Source organism: Dinoroseobacter shibae DFL 12 = DSM 16493 (genome assembly GCF_000018145.1).
Classification (GTDB): domain Bacteria; phylum Pseudomonadota; class Alphaproteobacteria; order Rhodobacterales; family Rhodobacteraceae; genus Dinoroseobacter; species Dinoroseobacter shibae.
Window position 1 is genome coordinate 1555788 of record NC_009952.1, and the last position, 17325, is coordinate 1573112.

Sequence of the window (17325 nt, forward strand, 5' to 3'; positions counted from 1 at the left end):
AAGAAGGGGCATGGCACGACGCATCTCCATTTTCGGGTCGACCGGCTCCATCGGGCAGAACACCGTGGACCTGATCCAGCGCGACCCGGACGCCTATGATGTCGTGGCGCTGACGGGCGGGGCGAATATCGCCCTTCTGGCCGAGCAGGCGCGGGTCCTGCGCGCCGATATCGCGATCACCGCCTATGACGACCGGCTGGAAGACTTGCGCGCGGCCCTTGCGGGGTCGGGGGTGGAGGTCGCGTCCGGCGCGCAGGCGCTGTGCGACGCGGCGGACCGGCCCGCGGATTGGGTGATGAGCGCGATTGTCGGGGCCGCGGGGCTCTATCCGGGTTTTGCCGCGCTGCGCCATGGCGGGTCGCTGGCGCTGGCCAACAAGGAAAGCCTGGTGACGGCGGGGCCGCTCCTGCTGGCTGAGGCGCGGGCGCACGGCGCGCGGATCCTGCCCGTGGACAGTGAGCATTCGGCGGTGTTCCAGGCGCTTGTGGGCGAAGACATGGACGCGGTGGAGCGGATCGTGATCACCGCCAGCGGCGGGCCGTTCCGCGACTGGCCGCTGGAGGCGATCGCCAAGGCGACCCTGGCCGAGGCGGTGGCGCATCCGAACTGGGACATGGGCCAGCGGATCAGCATCGATTCCGCATCCATGTTCAACAAGGCGCTGGAACTGATTGAAACGCGGGAATTTTTCGGCCTCGACCCCGCGCGGATCGAGGCCGTGGTGCACCCGGGCTCCATCGTGCATGCGCTGGTGGGGTTCAAGGACGGCGCGCTGATGGCGCATCTCGGCGCGCCGGACATGCGGCACGCCATCGGCTATGCGCTGCACTGGCCCGAACGGCGCGATCTGCCGGTGGCGCGGCTCGATCTGGCGGCGATCGGGTCGCTGAGTTTCGAGCGGCCCGACGAGGCGCGGTTCCCGGCGCTGCGGTTGGCGCGCGAGGTCATGGCGACGGGCGGGCGCGCGGGCGCTGTGTTCAACGCCGCCAAGGAGGCCGCGCTCGATGCGTTCATCGCCGGGCAGATCGGATTTCTCGACATGGCGGCGGTGGTGGAGGCGACGCTGGAGGGCATGGATCGCGACGGCTCCCTGTCGATTCCACCCCAAAGCCTTGATTGCGTCGCAAATGTAGACCATCTCGCAAGGGACATGGCGCAGCGGGCGGCGGCGGACCGCGCCGCGCGGCGTTGACCGGACCCGAGCGCGAGATATCTGACCGCAACCCATCCGACCGCAACACGAAGGACACGTTTTGGACCTTGTTGGACTGATCCCCTCATTCGGCGGGCTCGCATTCACGATCATTGCCTTCATCGTGGCGCTTTCCGTGATCGTCGCGATCCATGAATACGGGCATTACATCGTCGGCCGCTGGTGCGGCATCCATGCGGAGGTCTTCTCGCTGGGCTTCGGGCCGGTTCTGTACAAACGCACCGACCGCCGCGGCACCCAGTGGCAGGTGGCGGCGCTGCCCTTCGGGGGCTACGTGAAATTCCTCGGGGATGCGGACGCGGCCAGCGGCAAGGACGGGGAGGGGATGTCCACCCTGTCGGAGGCGGAGCTGGCGCGCACCATGCATGGCGCGAAGTTGTGGAAACGGGCCGCGACCGTGGCGGCGGGGCCGGTGTTCAACTTCATCCTGTCCATCGTGATCTTCGGCGGCATGATCCTGTGGCAGGGCACGGCGACGGAGCGGCCGACCATCGGGGCGTTGACCGAGCTGCCCGTGGGGGTGTCGGAGCTGGAGCGCGGGGACGTGATCACCGCGATCGAGGGCGAGGCGACGCCGGATTACACCGCGCTCAACGCCTTGCGCGAGACCCTGCCGCGAGAGCCGTCGCTGACCTACACGGTGGAGCGGGACGGCAGCACCCTGAACGTGCAGGGGCCGTTCATCATGCCGCCGCTGGTCTCGGGCCTGCAGCCGCGCAGTGCCGCCATGGACCAGGGCTTCGAGGTCGGCGACGTGATCACCGCCATCGACGGCACGCCGATCTACGCCTTCGAGGATCTGCGCGAGGCGGTGGAGGCCTCGGCGGGCGCGGACATGGTGATGGCGGTCTGGCGCGACGGCGAGACGGTCGAGATCACGGTCGCCCCGCGCCGGATGGACCTGCCGCTGCCCGAAGGCGGGTTCGAGACCCGGTGGCTGATCGGGATCACAGGGGGGATGTTCTTCGAGCCCGAAACCGTGACCCCGGGCCCGCTCATGGCCCTGTGGCAGGGGGTGGAGCAGATGTGGTTCATCATCCGCTCGTCCCTGTCGGGGCTGTGGCACATGATTACTGGCGCGATCAGCACCTGCAACATCTCGGGGCCGATCGGGATTGCCGAGACCTCCGGCGCGGTGGCCTCGCAGGGGCTGGACCAGTTCATCTGGTTCATCGCGGTGCTGTCGACGGCGGTGGGAATGCTCAACCTCTTCCCGGTGCCGGTGCTCGATGGCGGGCACCTGGTGTTTCACGCCTATGAGGCGGTCACCGGAAAGCCGCCCAGCGACAAGGCACTGCGGGTGATGATGACCACCGGACTTGCGCTCCTGCTGACGCTGATGGTGTTCGCGCTGAGCAACGATCTCTTCTGCCCCTGACCCGGGGTCCTGCCTGCAAACTTCCCGGGTTTCGCCCTATTCCGGCCCTATTCGGGGCGCAGCTTTCCCTGCGCAAACAGGGAGGTGGCAATGGACCGTGCAGGCAAGCGGCTTTCGGGCATCAGGACGACCTTGGGCGTCTTCGGGGACAGCTTTCTGGTGGCCGTTGCGATCACTGCGGCGGTCAGCACCGCGGTGATCCTCGGCACGTCTTTGCTCACCGGCCTCTGACCGGCCGCGCCCCGGCCCGGCGAGGCCGCAAGGGCATGTATTTTTTTGCACGTTTGGACGCCGCTTTTTTGACAATGCCCCCCATTTCCGGCTACGGGAAGAAGACAGGCAAAGTGCGGGGCAGAATCTATGGGCTGGCGTTCACGGAACTGGGGGACGTGCGGGGGTCGCGTTGTCCTGACCACAATCCTTTGTATGGGACTGGGGATGACCTCTCCAGATATGGCCCGGGCCCAGGACTTCCGCTTCACCAATGTCGAGATCAACGGCAACCAGCGGATCGAGGCGGCGACCATCCTCAACTTCGCCGAGATCGCCCGGGGTGAGACGGTCACCGGCGGGCAGCTCAACGATGCCTTCGTGCGGCTGCAAAACTCCGGTCTTTTCGAGAGCGTGACCCTGACCCCGCGTGGCAACACGCTGGTGATCGACGTGGTGGAGTTTCCGACGATCAACCAGGTCAGCATCGAAGGTAACCGGCGGCTGAACGACGATCAGCTGCTGAGCGTGTTGCAATCGGCCCCGCGCCAGGTCTTCACCCCCGAGACCGCCGAGGCCGATGCCGCCGCGATCATCGAGGCCTATCAGCTCAGCGGGCGGCTGGCCGCCACGGTGGAGCCGCGCATCATCCGGCGCAGCGAGAACCGCGTCGACGTGGTGTTCGAGGTGACTGAAGGTGCGGTGGTGGAAAACGAGCGCATCAGCTTCGTCGGCAACCGGGTATTCTCGGATCGCCGCCTGCGTCGGGAGCTGGCCACGAAACAGGCCGGGATTTTCCGCCAGATCATCCGTGCCGACACGTTCATCGAGGACCGGGTGGCCTTCGACCGCCAGCTTCTGACCGATTTCTACCAGGCCCGCGGTTACGTGGATTTCCAGGTCCTGTCGGTGACGCCGGAGCTGTCGCGGGAGCGCGATGCGGTGTTCCTGACCTTCAATCTGCGCGAGGGCCAGCAGTTTCGCTTCGGCCAGGTCACGGCCAGCTCGGACCTGAGCGAGGTGGACATCGACGGCTATATCGCGGCGATCGACGTGGACCCGGGCGAGGTCTATTCCCCCGCCAAGGTGGATCGCACGATCACCCGGCTCGAACGGCTGGCGCTGGCCCAGGGGCTGAATTTCATCCGCGTGACACCCCGGGTGACGCGCAACGACGCGGCCGGGACGCTCGACCTGGATTTCGTGGTCGAACGGGGGCCGCGCGTGTTCGTGGAACGCATCGATATCGAAGGCAACGCGACCACGCTTGACCGGGTGATCCGGCGCCAGTTCGACACGGTCGAGGGGGATCCGTTCAATCCGCGGGAAATCCGCGAGGCCGCAGAACGGATCCGCGCGCTCGGGTTCTTCTCCGTGGCGGATGTGAACACGCGCTCGGGCTCCACCGAGGACTCGGTCATCGTCGATGTGGATGTCGAGGAGCAGCCCACCGGGTCGCTGTCCTTCGGCGGTTCGTTTTCCCCCGATGACGGTTTTGGGTTGATCGTCTCGCTGACGGAGCGCAATTTTCTCGGTCGCGGTCAGACCGTCTCGTTGAATTTCGACGGCACGTCGGGGGACCAGAACCTGTCCTTCCGCTTCGTGGAGCCGTCGTTCCTGGCGCGGGACGTGTCGTTCTCCTTCTCGGTGGGGACGGTGAGCTCGAACAACTCCAACCGGGAGTTCGATATCGACCGGACCTTCCTCGATATCGGCGTCGGTTTCCCGGTGAGCGAGAACGGGCGCCTCAGCCTGTCTGCGGGGTATTTCAGCGAGGAGCTGTCCGATCTCGACCCGGTCAACTCTTCGCCGATCCTGTTCCGGGAGACCGGCAAGGAATCCGGGGCGCGCATCGGCTATGCCTATACCTTTGACACCCGGCGGACGGGTCTGAACCCCAATGCCGGCGTGCTGCTGCGCTTCGACCAGACGTTGCAAAGCCCGCTGGGCGACAACACGCTGTTGTTCACCGAGGCGACCGCCATCGCCCAGACGCGGGTGTTCAACGAAGAGGTGCTGCTGCGCGCCGCCCTGGAAGGGGGCGCGATTACCGCGATCGGCGATGCAAGCAGCCGCGTGACCGACCGCTATTTCCTGTCGCGGCGGCAGATGCGCGGGTTCGCGTCCAACGGGATCGGCCCGCGGGACCGGGAAGCCGGCAACGAGGACGCCCTGGGCGGCAACAAGTATGTCGTTGCCCGGTTCGAGGCGGAATTCCCGCTGGGTCTGCCGGAGGAATACGGCATCGAGTTCGGCGCGTTCCTTGATATCGGCACGGTCTGGGACCTCGATGACACCGCCGGAGCAGGTGGCGTGGAAGTGGATGACGACTTCATATTGCGCTCCGCCGCGGGGGTTTCGGTGTTCTGGGACACGGCGATCGGCCCGCTGCGCTTCAACTTTTCGCGGGCGCTGCGGAAAGAAGACTATGACGATGTGAGCAACTTCGACTTCACCGTCTCGACGCGCTTCTGACATGAGGGGCTGGCGGCTTTGGCGGGCCGTGGCGCTGGCCCTGTGTCTTCTGGCGGGGACGGGGACCGTCGCCGGTGCGCAGGAACGTATCCAGTCCAGTATCCTCGTGATCGAGCAGGACCGTCTGTTCCTCGAAACCTGGCTGGGCGCACAGCTGATCGAGGATGTCGACGCGCAGTCGCGCGCGCTTGCCCTAGAGAACCGCGAGATCGAGCGCACCCTGATCGAGGAAGAGCAGGCCCTGACCACGTCGCGGCCCACCATGACCCCGGAGGCGTTTCGCGAGGCCGCCGATGCATTCGACGCGCGGGTCAACCGGATCCGGAGTGCACAGGACGCCAAGTCCCAGGCCCTGATCGAGCAGCGGGAACAGGCACGGGCGCAGTTCCTGGAACTGGTGCTGCCCATTCTCGGCGGGCTGTTGTCGGATTACGGGGCCTATGTCTTTCTCGACCCGCGCCAGGTGTTCCTGTCCGATGACCGCATCAACGTGACGGACGAGGCGATTTCCCGCATCGATGCGACCTTCACGGAGCCCGGCGAGGCGGAGGCCCAAACACCCCCGACGCCGGAGTGAGCCCATGCGCGTCTCTCTTGTCACCACCGGCTGGGATTGCTAGGCGAGGGCGCACCACACCGGCCCGAGAACAAGGAGAGTCCGATGAACGCCAAGGATAACGAGACCGCGGAGTTTGAAACGACAGCGGATCTCGCGATGATCCAGCGCATCCTGCCCCATCGTTATCCCTTCCTGCTCGTGGACAAGGTGATCGACATGGTCCGGTTCAAATCCGCGCTCGGCATCAAGAACGTGACCTTCAACGAGCCGCATTTCCAGGGCCATTTCCCGGGCGAGCCGATCATGCCCGGCGTGATGATCGTCGAGGCGCTGGCGCAGACCTCGGCGGTTCTGGTGGGGCACTCCATGGCGTCCGCGGACGAGGATGTGAGCGTCTATTTCATGTCGATCGACAACTGCAAGTTCCGCCGCAAGGTCGTGCCGGGCGATGTCATGTCGCTCAGGGTCGAGACCATGCGCGGCAAGCCCGGCGGCAAGGTCTGGAAGTTCCTCGGCGAGGCCATCGTGGAGGATACGGTGGCCGCACAGGCCGAGTTCACCGCGATGATCAGCTTTCCCCAAGCGGCCGCATGAGCGGGATCGACCCTTCGGCCACCGTCCACCCCAGCGCGGTGATCGAAGAGGGCGCGACCCTCGGGCCGGGGGTCAAGGTCGGCCCGTTCTGCGTGATCGGGCCCGAGGTGAGCCTGGGCGCGGGGGTCGAGATCAAGAGCCATGCGGTGATCACCGGCTGGACCGAGATCGGGGACGAAACGGTGGTCTTTCCCTTCGCGTCGATCGGGGAGATCCCCCAGGACCTGAAATTCTCGGGCGAGAGATCACGCCTTGTGATCGGCAAGCGCAATCGCATCCGCGAGCATGTGACCATGAACACCGGCACCGAGGGCGGTGGCGGTGTGACCCGCGTGGGCGATGACGGGCTGTTCATGGCCGGCTGCCACGTGGCCCATGACGCGGTGATCGGCGACAGGGTGATCCTGGTGAACAACTGCGCCGTGGCCGGGCATTGCGTGCTGGGCGACGATGTGATCGTGGGCGGGCTGTCGGGCATTCACCAATGGGTGCGGATCGGTCATGGCGCCATCATAGGGGCCGTGACCATGGTGACCAACGACGTGATCCCCTACGGCCTCGTGCAGGCCCCGCGGGGGGAGTTGGACGGGCTGAACCTGGTCGGGCTGAAGCGGCGCGGGGTGTCGCGCGCGGACATCACCGCCCTGCGCGCGGCGTTCCAGATGCTGGCCCAGGGGGAGGGCGCCTTCCTCGACCGGGCCGCGCGGCTGGGCGAAGAGACCGAGAGCGCCTATGTCCGCGAGATCGTCACCTTCATCCTGGCCGAATCCGACCGGTCCTTCCTGACCCCGCGTTAGCCCATGCTGGCGCTGATCGCAGGGCAGGGCGGCTTGCCCCTGGCACTGGCCGCGTCCCTGGGCGCGGCGGGCACGCCCTACCGGGTCTATGCGCTCGAAGGTTTCGCGCCCGATCTGCCGCAGGTCACCGTGTTTCGGGTCGAGGCCCTGGGCCGCGTGGTGCGGGACATGCGCAAGGCCGGGATCACCGAGGTTTGTTTCGCCGGCGCCATGCAACGCCCGAAGGTCGAGATGGGCAAGCTGCATCCGCTGAGCCTGCCGCTGGTGCCGCGCCTGATGAAGGTGATCGGTGACGGTGACGACCGGCTTCTGCGCGAGGTCATCGCGATCTTCGAGGAGGCCGGGTTGCGGGTGCTGGGGGCGCATGACATCGCGCCCGGGTTGCTGGCCCCCAAGGGCGCGTTGGGCGATGTCGCGCCTTCCGAGACGCTGCGCGCCGAGGCCGCGCGGGGGGCGGAGATCCTGCGCGTCACCGGGCCGCTCGATATCGGGCAGGGCTGCGTGGTTGCAGGCGGGCTGTGCCTTGCCATCGAGACCCTGCCGGGCACCGATGCGATGCTGCGCTTCGTGGCGCAGACCCGGCCCGATCCGGGACCGGGCGGCGTTCTGGTCAAGCGCGCCAAGCCAGGGCAGGACCTGCGCATCGACATGCCCGCCATCGGTCCGGACACCGTGGCCGCGGCGCAGGCGGCGGGCCTTGCGGGCATCGTGCTGCAGGCCGGGCATATCCTGATCCTCGACCGCGATGCGACCCGGACCGCCGCCGACGCGGCCGGGATCGCGATCTGGGGCGTGACGTGATGCGCGTGTTCCTGATCGCGGGGGAGCCGTCGGGCGACAAGCTGGGCGCGGCACTGATGGCGGGGCTGAAGACCCTCGCCCCGGAGGTGACGTTCCAGGGTGTCGGCGGCCCACTGATGCAGGCCGAGGGGATGGAGAGCCTGTTTCCCATGGACGAGCTGAGCGTCATGGGGATCGCCGAGGTGCTGCCGAAATACTGCGCGCTGAAGCGGAGGATCGCGCAGACTGCCGAGGCGGTGATCGCGGCCGCGCCGGATGTGCTGGTGACCATCGACAGCCCGGATTTCTGCCTGCGGGTGGCAAAGATCGTGAAGGCCGCAGGGCCGCAGCGCATCGTCCATTACGTGGCGCCCTCGGTCTGGGCCTGGCGTCCGGGGCGGGCCAGGAAAATGGCGCGGGTGGTGGACGAGGTGCTCTGCCTGCTGCCCTTCGAGCCGCCCTACATGACCGAGGCCGGGATGGGCGCGCATTTCGTGGGCCACCCGGTCGTGGCCGAGCCTGTCGCGACGCAGGCGGAGGCCGACGCCTTTCGCACGGCGCACGGGATCGCGCCGGAGGCGCCGCTGATCCTGGCGCTGCCCGGCTCGCGCCGCGGCGAGGTGGCGCGGCTGGCGGAGCGGTTCGGCGCAGCGCTCCGGATCGCGGTGGCGGCGCGCCCGGAGACCCGCGTTGTCGTGGTCCCGGCCCCCGCCGTGCGCGCGATGGTGGCCGAGGCGCTGCGCGACTGGCCCGGCGCGCCGGTTCTGACCTCGGGCAGCGATCTGGCGGAGAAACGCGCGGCGTTCCGGGCGGCGGACCTTGCGCTTGCGGCTTCGGGGACCGTGTCGCTGGAACTGGCGGCCAGCGGGACGCCCATGGTGATCGCCTATGACATGAACTGGCTGTCACGGCTGCTGATCGGATGGTTGCTGAGGATCGACACGGTGACGCTGGTCAACCTGGTGTCGGACACGCGCGCGGTGCCGGAATGCCTCGGCCGGGACTGCACACCTGCGCGGATCGGGCAGGGGCTTGTCAGCTTGCTGAACGATCCCGCAGCCCAGACGGCCCAGCGAGAGGCGATGACCAGCACGATGACGCGGCTGGGGCAGGGTGGGGAGGCGCCAGGCCTTCGGGCCGCGCGGGCGGTGTTGCGCCGCTAGAGACCTGCGGGCACCGGGCTGAGGGCCTTCTCGGCGACCATGCTGCGCCCCTTGCCGACGGGCACGAGTGCGCGCACGGGCGCGGGGGTCGCGCCGGTTCGGGTTTCGGGGAAGATGCGGAAGATCTCTTCCCGCGTGGCGCGGTCGCAGGCCGAGAGAGCATAGGCGCCGGGAAAGAAGCTCTCGGTCCAGGCCCCTTCGGCGCGCACCACTTCGTGCCGGTCGAACACCAGATGCACATAGGTGATCTTGCGGCAGCCCTGCATCACGCGCACCCCGCCCATATCCACCAGCGCCTTGGCCGGCACCAGCAACTCGCGCCCCTCCACCGTGCGCAGCAGCATCCGATGCTGCGGCGAGACCACGAGGCGCGCGGCGGGCTGGTTCGGCCCGAGACTGCCGGGCTTGAACTCGATCGGCTTGTGGTCGGCCATGGTGTCGGCGGTCAGCGGCAACTCGCGAGAGAGCACGGCCGCCACCGGGCGCGGGCCGTGGTCGCGGGTCAGCACCAGGTCGCCGGGGCACAGCTCCTCCACGCGGACGGGGCCCTCGGGCGTGTCGATCCGGGTGCCGCGCGCGAAACAGGGCACGAAGGCCGCCGCGTAGATGTAGCTGTCGGTGGCCGCGTCGTATTGGTAGGAGAAACCCGCGCCCGGGTCCTTCTGCACGCTCTGGGCGTTCACCCGGCCCACCTCGTCGGTTCCCGGAAAGCCTGGCAGGTCGTCGACGCGGACGCGCCCGGCCATGTTGAAAACGATGTATTCTCCGGATGCCGGATCCACGAGGGCGATCGCCTCGCTGTCGGAATTCGGGGTGCTGCCTTCGGTCAGTAGGTTCGTGCTCTGGCCCCCGGGCCCGGACTCGACCCCGCCTTCGGAGGCTTCCTGCGCCCAGCCCGGCGGCGTGCCCGTGATCTCGTTGATAATGTAGAGGGTTTCTCCCGGCGCGAGCGTCGAGCCGGCCGGGAAGGTATGGTAGAGCCCGTCCTGGGGCCGGTCCGGCGCGCCGGAGCCCGTGCTGTCGGACCAGATCTGCCAGCCCGAGATATCGATCGGCGCGCCCGTGGTGTTGGTGATCGAGACGAATTCGTCTTCCTGGCTGGCGGTGCCATCGAGATCGGAATCGAACTCCGGTCCACCGGTATTGTCCGGATAGATTTGTCCGAAAACGACCCCTGAAAGACTTGCGACCATGGATGTGCCTCCTGTCGCGGATGCGACCAAGACTGTAAATTAATCAATTGTTAATGAGGCGCAGTGCCGCGATGTTTGCAACAAAAAACCGCACGGGAGCGGGGATGGGCGGCGTGTGTGGCGGGGTCTTGCCGTTCTGTAGTGGAGTCTTGCCGTTCGTGCTGCGGGATCACGCGCCCCGCCAGATCCAGCCGCCCCCGAAGATCCGCGTGCCATCCGGGTCATAAAACACGCAGGCCTGCCCCGGAGACACCCCTTCCTCGGGTGTGAGCAACTCGACCGTCGCCTCCGTGTCCGAGATCGGGCGCAGGATCGCGTCCCGCGGGGGACGGGTGGAGCGGACCTTCACCGCGATGGGCCATTCGGCGCGGCTGCTGAGGGGGGCATCGCCCAGCCAGTTGATCTCGCGCAGGGGCACATGGCGGGTGCTGAGCGCCTCTTTCGGGCCGACGATCACGCGGCGCGCGTCGGGGTCGAGCTTGACCACGTAGAGCGGCGTCTCCAGCCCGCCGATGCCCAGCCCCCGCCGCTGCCCGATCGTGTAGTGGATCACGCCCCGGTGGGCGCCCAGGACGGTCCCGTCCATATCCACGATCTCACCCGGCTCGCCCGCGCCGGGGCGCAGTTTCTCGATCACCGAGGCATAGTCGCCGTTGGGGACGAAACAGATGTCCTGGCTGTCGGGTTTGTCGGCCACGCTCAGCCCGTGCTTGGCCGCGAGCGCGCGGGTCTCGGCCTTCGACGCCAGGTGGCCGAGGGGGAAGCGCAGGTAATCGAGCTGCTCCTGGGTGGTGGAGAACAGAAAATAGGACTGGTCACGATTGGCGTCCGCTGCCGAATGCAACTCCGCCTTGGCCGGACCCATCTTGCGCTGGATATAGTGCCCGGTGGCCATGCAGTCGGCCTCCAGGTCCCTGGCGGTCTCCAGCAGGTCCTTGAACTTCACCCGCTCGTTGCAGCGGATGCACGGGACCGGGGTCGCGCCGCCGAGGTAGCTGTCGGCGAATTCGTCGATCACCGCCTCGCGAAAGGTATTCTCGTAGTCCAGCACGTAATGGGGGAAGCCCATCTCTTCGGCCACCCGGCGCGCGTCGTGGATGTCGCGCCCGGCGCAGCAGGCGCCTTTCTTGGCCAGAGCTGCGCCGTGGTCGTATAGCTGAAGCGTCACGCCCACCACGTCATAGCCTTCGCAGGCCAGCTCCGCCGCGACGACAGAACTGTCGACACCGCCCGACATCGCCACGACGACGCGGGTCTCCGAGGGCGGTTTGGCAAAGCCAAGGGAGTTGAGGGCAGGCGTCAGGGACGCTGTCGCTGAAGTCATTGGGTCTCTCCGGAAGAACAGTCCAAATATAGAAAAATACGGCTTACTCTCAAGCCCTCGCTTCACTTCCTCTTAAGGCTGTTGGCCGAAAGTGACCCCGTCTGAGGGACAAGAGGTAGACTGCGATGTATATGCGTAAAGAAAGTGGCCCCGCATCGGTAACCTTGCCGGATGGGAGCATCATGACCCGATCGGATCTGCCGGATCGCAATACGCGCCGGTGGGTGGCGAGCCGCAAGGCCGCGGTGGTCAAGGGGGTGATGTCGGGCCTGATTTCAGAAGAAGAGGCCTGCCGATGGTACGGATTGTCGGAGGAAGAGTTCGCCTCCTGGTTGTCCGCCATCGAAAGCCACGGCTTGAAAGGCCTGAAGGCAACAAAGTTGCAAGAGTATAGACAACCCTGAGTTGTTTTGGCAAAGTTAAGCGAGTTGGTAACTCGCAATTAACTATTTCCCGCCAGAGTGAGCGTTAACCATTGCGAGCCGAAGCGGAGAAATGCCCCCATGCGCATCCTGATCATCGAAGACGACCCGACAACGGCGAAGAGCATCGAGTTGATGCTGACCCACGCCAATCTGAACGTCTACTGTACGGCCATGGGCGAGGAGGGGATCGATCTTGCCAAACTCTATGACTACGATCTGATCCTGCTGGACCTCGGCCTGCCGGACATGACCGGGCACGAAGTGCTGCGTCAGATCCGGCTGGCCCGGATCGAGACGCCGATCCTGATCCTGTCGGGCGCCGACGATACCGAAAGCAAGATAAAGGGTTTCGGCTTCGGCGCCGACGACTATCTGACAAAGCCCTTCCATCGCGAAGAATTGGTCGCGCGGATCCACGCGATCATCCGCCGGTCCAAGGGGCATTCCCAGTCGGTCATCAAGACCGGCGAAATCCTCGTCAATCTCGACGCCAAGACGGTGGAAGTCGATGGGATGCAGGTCCATCTGACCGGCAAGGAATACCAGATCCTCGAGCTGCTGTCGCTGCGCAAGGGCACGACCCTGACCAAGGAGATGTTCCTCAACCATCTCTACGGCGGCATGGACGAGCCCGAGCTGAAGATCATCGACGTGTTCATCTGCAAGCTGCGCAAGAAGCTCAGCCAGGCCACGGGCGGCGAGAACCATATCGAAACTGTCTGGGGCCGCGGCTACGTGCTGCGCGATCCGGACCCCGTCGAAGCACCGGCGCCGCAACTCGCCACCGGTTGACCCCTCCACTCCGCACTGGCGACCGGGACCGTTCTTCGCATGTCGAAGGACGGTCCTTTCCGTTTCGGCGCCCGCGGGCTCTGGACCTCGGGGCAAGCGCTGCTATTCCTTGACCCGCTGGGAGTGTGGATGGGGACCCCGATGAACGACACGTATGTTGCGGTCGAAGCGCTGAGCGAGGCGGCGGCGCGGAAAGAGCTTGCGCGCCTGTCGGAGCTGCTCGCCCGTGCCAACGCGGAATACCACCGCGACGATGCGCCCAGCCTGTCGGATGCCGATTACGACGCGCTCAAACAGCGCAACGCGGCGATCGAGGCGCGTTTTCCCGACCTGAAACGAGGTGACAGCCCCAGCGACCAGGTCGGCGCCGCACCCTCGGACACGTTTTCGAAGGTCACCCACGCGGTGCGGATGCTGTCGCTGGCAAACGCCTTTTCCGACGAGGATATCCGGGACTTCGACACCCGCATCCGCCGCTTCCTCGGGCTGGCCGAAGACGCCCCGCTCGCCTACACCGCCGAGCCCAAGATCGACGGTCTGTCCCTGTCGCTGCGCTATGAACACGGCACGCTGGTGCAGGCCGCCACCCGGGGCGACGGGGCCGTGGGCGAGAACGTGACCGCCAATGCGCGCACCATCGACGACATCCCGCACAGGCTCGACGGGGCGCCGGAAGTGCTGGAAGTGCGCGGCGAGGTCTATATGTCGCACGCCGATTTCGCCGAGCTGAATGCGCGCCAGGCCGAGACCGGGGGCAAGACCTTCGCCAATCCGCGCAACGCGGCCGCCGGGTCGCTGCGCCAGCTCGATGCCGAGATCACCCGCGCGCGGCCCCTGAAATTCTTCGCCTATGCCTGGGGGGAGATCTCCGCCCCGCTTGCCGAGACCCAGACCGAAACACTGGCGCGGTTTCGCGAATTCGGGTTCACGATAAACCCCTTGACCGTGCGCTGCGAGACCCCCGAAGATATGCTCGCCCAGTACCGCGCGATCGAGGCGCAGCGTGCCACGCTGGGCTATGACATCGACGGGGTGGTCTACAAGCTCGACGATCTCGACCTGCAGCGCCGGCTCGGGTTCCGTTCCACCACGCCCCGCTGGGCGATTGCCCACAAGTTTCCGGCCGAGCTCGCCTGGACCCGGCTGGAGGCGATCGACATCCAGGTCGGGCGCACCGGCGCTCTCAGCCCCGTGGCGCGGCTCGCCCCGGTCACCGTGGGCGGCGTGGTGGTGTCGAACGCCACCCTGCATAACGAGGACTACATCCAGGGCCGCGACAACACCGGCGCGCCGATCCGGTGGGGGACGGATATCCGGGTGGGCGACTGGGTGCAGGTCTACCGCGCGGGCGATGTGATCCCCAAGATCAGGGATGTGGATCTGTCGCGCCGCCCCGAAGGCGCAGCCCCCTTCGACTTTCCCACGACCTGTCCCGAATGCGGCTCCGACGCGCCGCGGGAGCCCGGCGATGCGGTGCGCCGGTGCAGCGGTGGGTTGATCTGCCCGGCCCAGGCGGTCGAGAAGCTGAAGCATTTCGTCTCCCGCGGGGCGCTGGATATCGACGGGCTGGGCGCCAAGCAGGTGGAGCAGTTCTACCGCGACGGCTGGATCGCGGAGCCTGCGGATATCTTCACCCTGCGCGCGCGCTTCGGCCAGGGGTTGCAGCAGCTCAAGAACCGCGAGGGCTGGGGCGACAAGAGCGCCGAGAACCTGTTCCGTGCCATCGATACCGCGCGCACGGCGCCTTTTGCCAAGGTCCTGTTCGGCCTCGGCATCCGCCATATCGGCGAGAGCGCCTCGTCGCTTCTGGCCAATCACTACCTGACCATGGAGGCGCTGTTGGCCGCGGTCGACGCGGCCGTGGACGAGACCAGCGATGCCTGGGCGGATCTGCTCAATATCGATGGGGTGGGGGAGGTGATGGCCCGCGCCCTGGTCACCACCCTGACACAAGAGGCGGAGCGCGCCTCTGTCAACCGGTTGCTGGCGCAGATCGATCCGGCCCCGGCGACGCCGCCGCAGGTCGGGGACAGTCCCGTGGCGGGCAAGACGCTGGTCTTCACCGGGACGCTGGAGACCATGTCGCGGGCCGAGGCCAAGGCCACCGCCGAGGCACTGGGGGCCAAGGTCGCGGGGTCGGTTTCGGCGAAGACAGACCTTCTGATCGCCGGGCCGGGGGCCGGTTCCAAGGCCACCAAGGCCGAAGCCCTGGGCATCGAGGTGATCGACGAGGACGCCTGGCGCGTTCTGGCGGGGCTTGCGTGAGCAGCCGCCCCGCGGCGCTCTTCCCGCTCTTTGCAGAGCTGGAAACCCTGCCCGGCATCGGCAAGAAGACGGCGCAGACATTGGCGCATATGGACATCGCGCGGCCGCGGGACCTGATCTTCACCCTGCCGAGTTCGGGCATCGAACGGCGGCTGGTCGATACGGTGCAGACCGGCCCGTTCCCGTCGGTGATGACCGTGCCCGTGACCGTCACCCGCCACCTGCCGCCCTCGGGCAAGGGCCGCCCCTACCGGATCGAGGTCGCCGATGCCGCGACCACGATCACGCTGGTCTATTTCCACGCCCGGGGCGACTACCTGATGAAGCTGCTGCCCCCGGGGGCGCGGCGGATCATCTCGGGCCGCGTGGAGCTTTATGACGGTCAGGCCCAGATGCCGCATCCAGACCACGTCTTGACCGAGGCGGAGGCCGAAACCCTCGGCGGGTTCGAGCCGGTTTATCCCCTGACCGCCGGGATCACGCAAAAGACGATGCAGAAGGCCGTGGCGGGGGCCCTGGACCGCGTGCCGGATCTGGCCGAATGGGCCGACCCCGCTCTCGTGGCGCAGGAAGGCTGGCCCGATTTCGCCTCCGCGCTGGCCTCGGCCCATGCGCCGCAGTCGATGAAAGAGCTTGGGCCCGACACGCCCGCGCGGCGGCGGCTGGCCTATGACGAGTTGCTGGCCCATCAGACCACGCTGGCCCTGGCCCGGGCGCACCGCCGCCGGGCCCCGGGGCGGCGGTTGACGGGCGACGGGCGGCGGGTCGGGCCGGTGCTCGCCGCACTGCCCTACACCCCCACCGGCGCGCAGCAGCGGGTGATTTCCGAGATCACCGAGGACCTCGCAGCCCCCCACCGGATGAACCGGCTGCTGCAGGGCGATGTGGGCGCGGGCAAGACCCTGGTCGCCCTGGTCGCAATGTTGCTGGCGGTGGAGGCGGGGACACAGGCGGTGATGATGGCGCCCACCGAGATCCTCGCGCGGCAGCATCTGGCGGCGCTTCTGCCGCTGGCCGAGGCGGCGGGCGTGGTGGTCGAGGTGCTGACGGGCCGCGACAAGGGGCGGGAACGGGCGGCCAAGCTCGCCGCCCTGGCCGCCGGGGACATCCATATCCTCGTGGGCACCCATGCGGTGTTCCAGGACGATGTCGCCTTCCACGATCTGGGCCTTGCGGTGATCGACGAACAGCACCGCTTCGGGGTGCGCGAACGGATGCGGCTGGGGGCCAAGGGGGCGGCGGTCGATGTGCTGGTGATGACGGCCACGCCGATCCCGCGGTCCCTGGCGCTGGTGACCTATGGCGACATGGATGTCTCGATCCTCGATGAAAAACCCCCGGGCCGCACGCCGGTGAAAACCGCGCTGGTCTCGGCCGACCGGCTGGACGAGTTGCTCGCCCATCTCGACGCGGCACTGTCGGAGGGGCGCCAGGTCTATTGGGTCTGCCCCCTGGTCGAAGAGAGTGAAACCCTCGCCCTGACCGCCGCGGAAGAGCGGTTCAAGCATCTGCGCGCGCGGTTCGGCGAGGGGCGGGTCGGGCTGGTCCATGGCCAGATGCCCGTGGCCGAGAAGGACGCGGCCATGGCGGATTTCGTGGCGGGCGAGACGCGATTGCTGGTCGCGACCACGGTGATCGAGGTGGGCGTGGACGTGCCGAACGCGTCGATCATGGTGATCGAAGGGGCGGAGCATTTCGGGCTTGCCCAGCTTCACCAGTTGCGCGGCCGGGTGGGGCGGGGCAGCACCGCGTCGAGTTGCCTGCTGCTCTATGCGCCGCCCCTGGGCGAGACGGCGACCAAGCGGCTCAAGCTGATGCGGGAGACCGAGGACGGCTTCCGGATCTCGGAGGCGGATATGGAGATGCGCGGGGCAGGGGATCTGATCGGCACCGCGCAATCGGGTCTGCCCCGGTTCCGCATCGCCGATCTCGAACGCCAGGCCGGGCTGATGGCGATGGCGCAATCGGATGCCCGGGCGCTGCTGGCCAAGGATCCCAAGCTCGACAGTCCGCGGGGCGAGGCAGTTCGCATGCTGCTGTGGCTGACCGGGCAGGACGAGGCGATCCGCCTGATCTCCGTGGGGTAGAGCCTGCCGATCCGGTTTGTTCACACCTGTTCTTAAAAAGTTCTTTACTTCCGTTGCTAGAAATGAGAAC

The 17325-nt window shown here is 67.2% G+C and carries 15 protein-coding genes; 13 read left to right on the forward strand and 2 right to left on the reverse strand.

The window, feature by feature from the left end:
* Window positions 1–10: 10 nt before the first annotated feature.
* The 9 genes from dxr (at window position 11) to lpxB (ending at window position 9169) form a co-directional block, all read left to right on the forward strand.
* Window positions 11–1192 carry a 1-deoxy-D-xylulose-5-phosphate reductoisomerase gene (gene dxr, locus DSHI_RS07625; protein WP_012178169.1) on the forward strand — a complete coding sequence of 394 codons (1182 nt, stop codon included), beginning with the start codon at window positions 11–13 and terminating at the stop codon, window positions 1190–1192.
* 61 nt (window positions 1193–1253) lie between these two features.
* Window positions 1254–2591: an RIP metalloprotease RseP gene (rseP, locus tag DSHI_RS07630; RefSeq protein WP_012178170.1), complete on the forward strand. Its 1338-nt coding sequence runs from the start codon at window positions 1254–1256 to the stop codon at window positions 2589–2591.
* A 90-nt stretch (window positions 2592–2681) separates the two neighbouring features.
* The gene (locus tag DSHI_RS22260) at window positions 2682–2822 is read left to right on the forward strand and encodes a hypothetical protein (RefSeq protein ID WP_157865284.1); all 141 of its coding nucleotides are present in this window, start codon (window positions 2682–2684) and stop codon (window positions 2820–2822) included.
* A gap of 207 nt (window positions 2823–3029) precedes the next feature.
* The gene (gene bamA, locus DSHI_RS07635) at window positions 3030–5276 is read left to right on the forward strand and encodes an outer membrane protein assembly factor BamA (protein ID WP_012178171.1); all 2247 of its coding nucleotides are present in this window, start codon (window positions 3030–3032) and stop codon (window positions 5274–5276) included.
* A gap of 1 nt (window position 5277) precedes the next feature.
* On the forward strand, window positions 5278–5853 hold the full coding sequence (locus DSHI_RS07640; RefSeq protein ID WP_012178172.1) for an OmpH family outer membrane protein: 576 nt from the start codon (window positions 5278–5280) through the stop codon (window positions 5851–5853).
* A gap of 84 nt (window positions 5854–5937) precedes the next feature.
* Entirely contained in the window at window positions 5938–6429 is a 492-nt protein-coding gene (gene fabZ, locus DSHI_RS07645; RefSeq protein WP_012178173.1) for a 3-hydroxyacyl-ACP dehydratase FabZ, read from the forward strand.
* Entirely contained in the window at window positions 6426–7226 is an 801-nt protein-coding gene (lpxA, locus tag DSHI_RS07650) for an acyl-ACP--UDP-N-acetylglucosamine O-acyltransferase (protein WP_012178174.1), read from the forward strand. Before fabZ ends, lpxA begins: the two co-directional genes overlap by 4 nt.
* Window positions 7227–7229: 3 nt before the next feature.
* Window positions 7230–8027 carry an LpxI family protein gene (locus DSHI_RS07655; protein ID WP_012178175.1) on the forward strand — a complete coding sequence of 266 codons (798 nt, stop codon included), beginning with the start codon at window positions 7230–7232 and terminating at the stop codon, window positions 8025–8027.
* Window positions 8027–9169, forward strand: a complete 1143-nt coding sequence (gene lpxB, locus DSHI_RS07660; protein WP_012178176.1) for a lipid-A-disaccharide synthase — start codon at window positions 8027–8029, stop codon at window positions 9167–9169. Before DSHI_RS07655 ends, lpxB begins: the two co-directional genes overlap by 1 nt.
* Here the strand turns inward: lpxB and DSHI_RS21340 are convergent.
* Together DSHI_RS21340 and mnmA are read right to left on the reverse strand one after the other, a co-directional pair.
* On the reverse strand, window positions 9166–10362 hold the full coding sequence (locus DSHI_RS21340; RefSeq protein WP_012178177.1) for a Hint domain-containing protein: 1197 nt from the start codon (window positions 10360–10362) through the stop codon (window positions 9166–9168). The two genes, lpxB and DSHI_RS21340, sit on opposite strands and share 4 nt — an antisense overlap.
* A gap of 169 nt (window positions 10363–10531) precedes the next feature.
* Entirely contained in the window at window positions 10532–11686 is a 1155-nt protein-coding gene (gene mnmA, locus DSHI_RS07670) for a tRNA 2-thiouridine(34) synthase MnmA (RefSeq protein ID WP_012178178.1), read from the reverse strand.
* Between the two features lie 125 nt (window positions 11687–11811).
* Here mnmA and sciP point away from each other — a divergent pair, with 125 nt between their 5' ends.
* The 4 genes from sciP to recG all read left to right on the forward strand — a co-directional run bounded on the left by sciP (window position 11812) and on the right by recG (window position 17255).
* A complete protein-coding gene (gene sciP, locus DSHI_RS07675) occupies window positions 11812–12090 on the forward strand; it encodes a CtrA inhibitor SciP (RefSeq protein WP_012178179.1) in 279 nt (92 codons plus the stop codon).
* Between the two features lie 99 nt (window positions 12091–12189).
* Window positions 12190–12903, forward strand: a complete 714-nt coding sequence (gene ctrA, locus DSHI_RS07680) for a response regulator transcription factor CtrA (protein WP_012178180.1) — start codon at window positions 12190–12192, stop codon at window positions 12901–12903.
* 141 nt (window positions 12904–13044) lie between these two features.
* Entirely contained in the window at window positions 13045–15168 is a 2124-nt protein-coding gene (ligA, locus tag DSHI_RS07685; protein WP_044028529.1) for an NAD-dependent DNA ligase LigA, read from the forward strand.
* Entirely contained in the window at window positions 15165–17255 is a 2091-nt protein-coding gene (gene recG, locus DSHI_RS07690; protein WP_012178182.1) for an ATP-dependent DNA helicase RecG, read from the forward strand. Before ligA ends, recG begins: the two co-directional genes overlap by 4 nt.
* The last annotated feature ends 70 nt before the right edge of the window (window positions 17256–17325 follow it).

Coding starts and splice junctions, on each gene's coding strand:
- dxr (WP_012178169.1), top strand. CDS start 11: ATGGCACGACGCATCTCCATTTTCGGGTCGACCGGCTCCATCGGGCAG.
- DSHI_RS22260 (WP_157865284.1), top strand. CDS start 2,682: ATGGACCGTGCAGGCAAGCGGCTTTCGGGCATCAGGACGACCTTGGGC.
- bamA (WP_012178171.1), top strand. CDS start 3,030: ATGACCTCTCCAGATATGGCCCGGGCCCAGGACTTCCGCTTCACCAAT.
- DSHI_RS07640 (WP_012178172.1), top strand. CDS start 5,278: ATGAGGGGCTGGCGGCTTTGGCGGGCCGTGGCGCTGGCCCTGTGTCTT.
- fabZ (WP_012178173.1), top strand. CDS start 5,938: ATGAACGCCAAGGATAACGAGACCGCGGAGTTTGAAACGACAGCGGAT.
- lpxA (WP_012178174.1), top strand. CDS start 6,426: ATGAGCGGGATCGACCCTTCGGCCACCGTCCACCCCAGCGCGGTGATC.
- DSHI_RS07655 (WP_012178175.1), top strand. CDS start 7,230: ATGCTGGCGCTGATCGCAGGGCAGGGCGGCTTGCCCCTGGCACTGGCC.
- lpxB (WP_012178176.1), top strand. CDS start 8,027: ATGCGCGTGTTCCTGATCGCGGGGGAGCCGTCGGGCGACAAGCTGGGC.
- DSHI_RS21340 (WP_012178177.1), bottom strand. CDS start 10,362: ATGGTCGCAAGTCTTTCAGGGGTCGTTTTCGGACAAATCTATCCGGAC.
- mnmA (WP_012178178.1), bottom strand. CDS start 11,686: ATGACTTCAGCGACAGCGTCCCTGACGCCTGCCCTCAACTCCCTTGGC.
- sciP (WP_012178179.1), top strand. CDS start 11,812: ATGTATATGCGTAAAGAAAGTGGCCCCGCATCGGTAACCTTGCCGGAT.
- ctrA (WP_012178180.1), top strand. CDS start 12,190: ATGCGCATCCTGATCATCGAAGACGACCCGACAACGGCGAAGAGCATC.
- ligA (WP_044028529.1), top strand. CDS start 13,045: ATGAACGACACGTATGTTGCGGTCGAAGCGCTGAGCGAGGCGGCGGCG.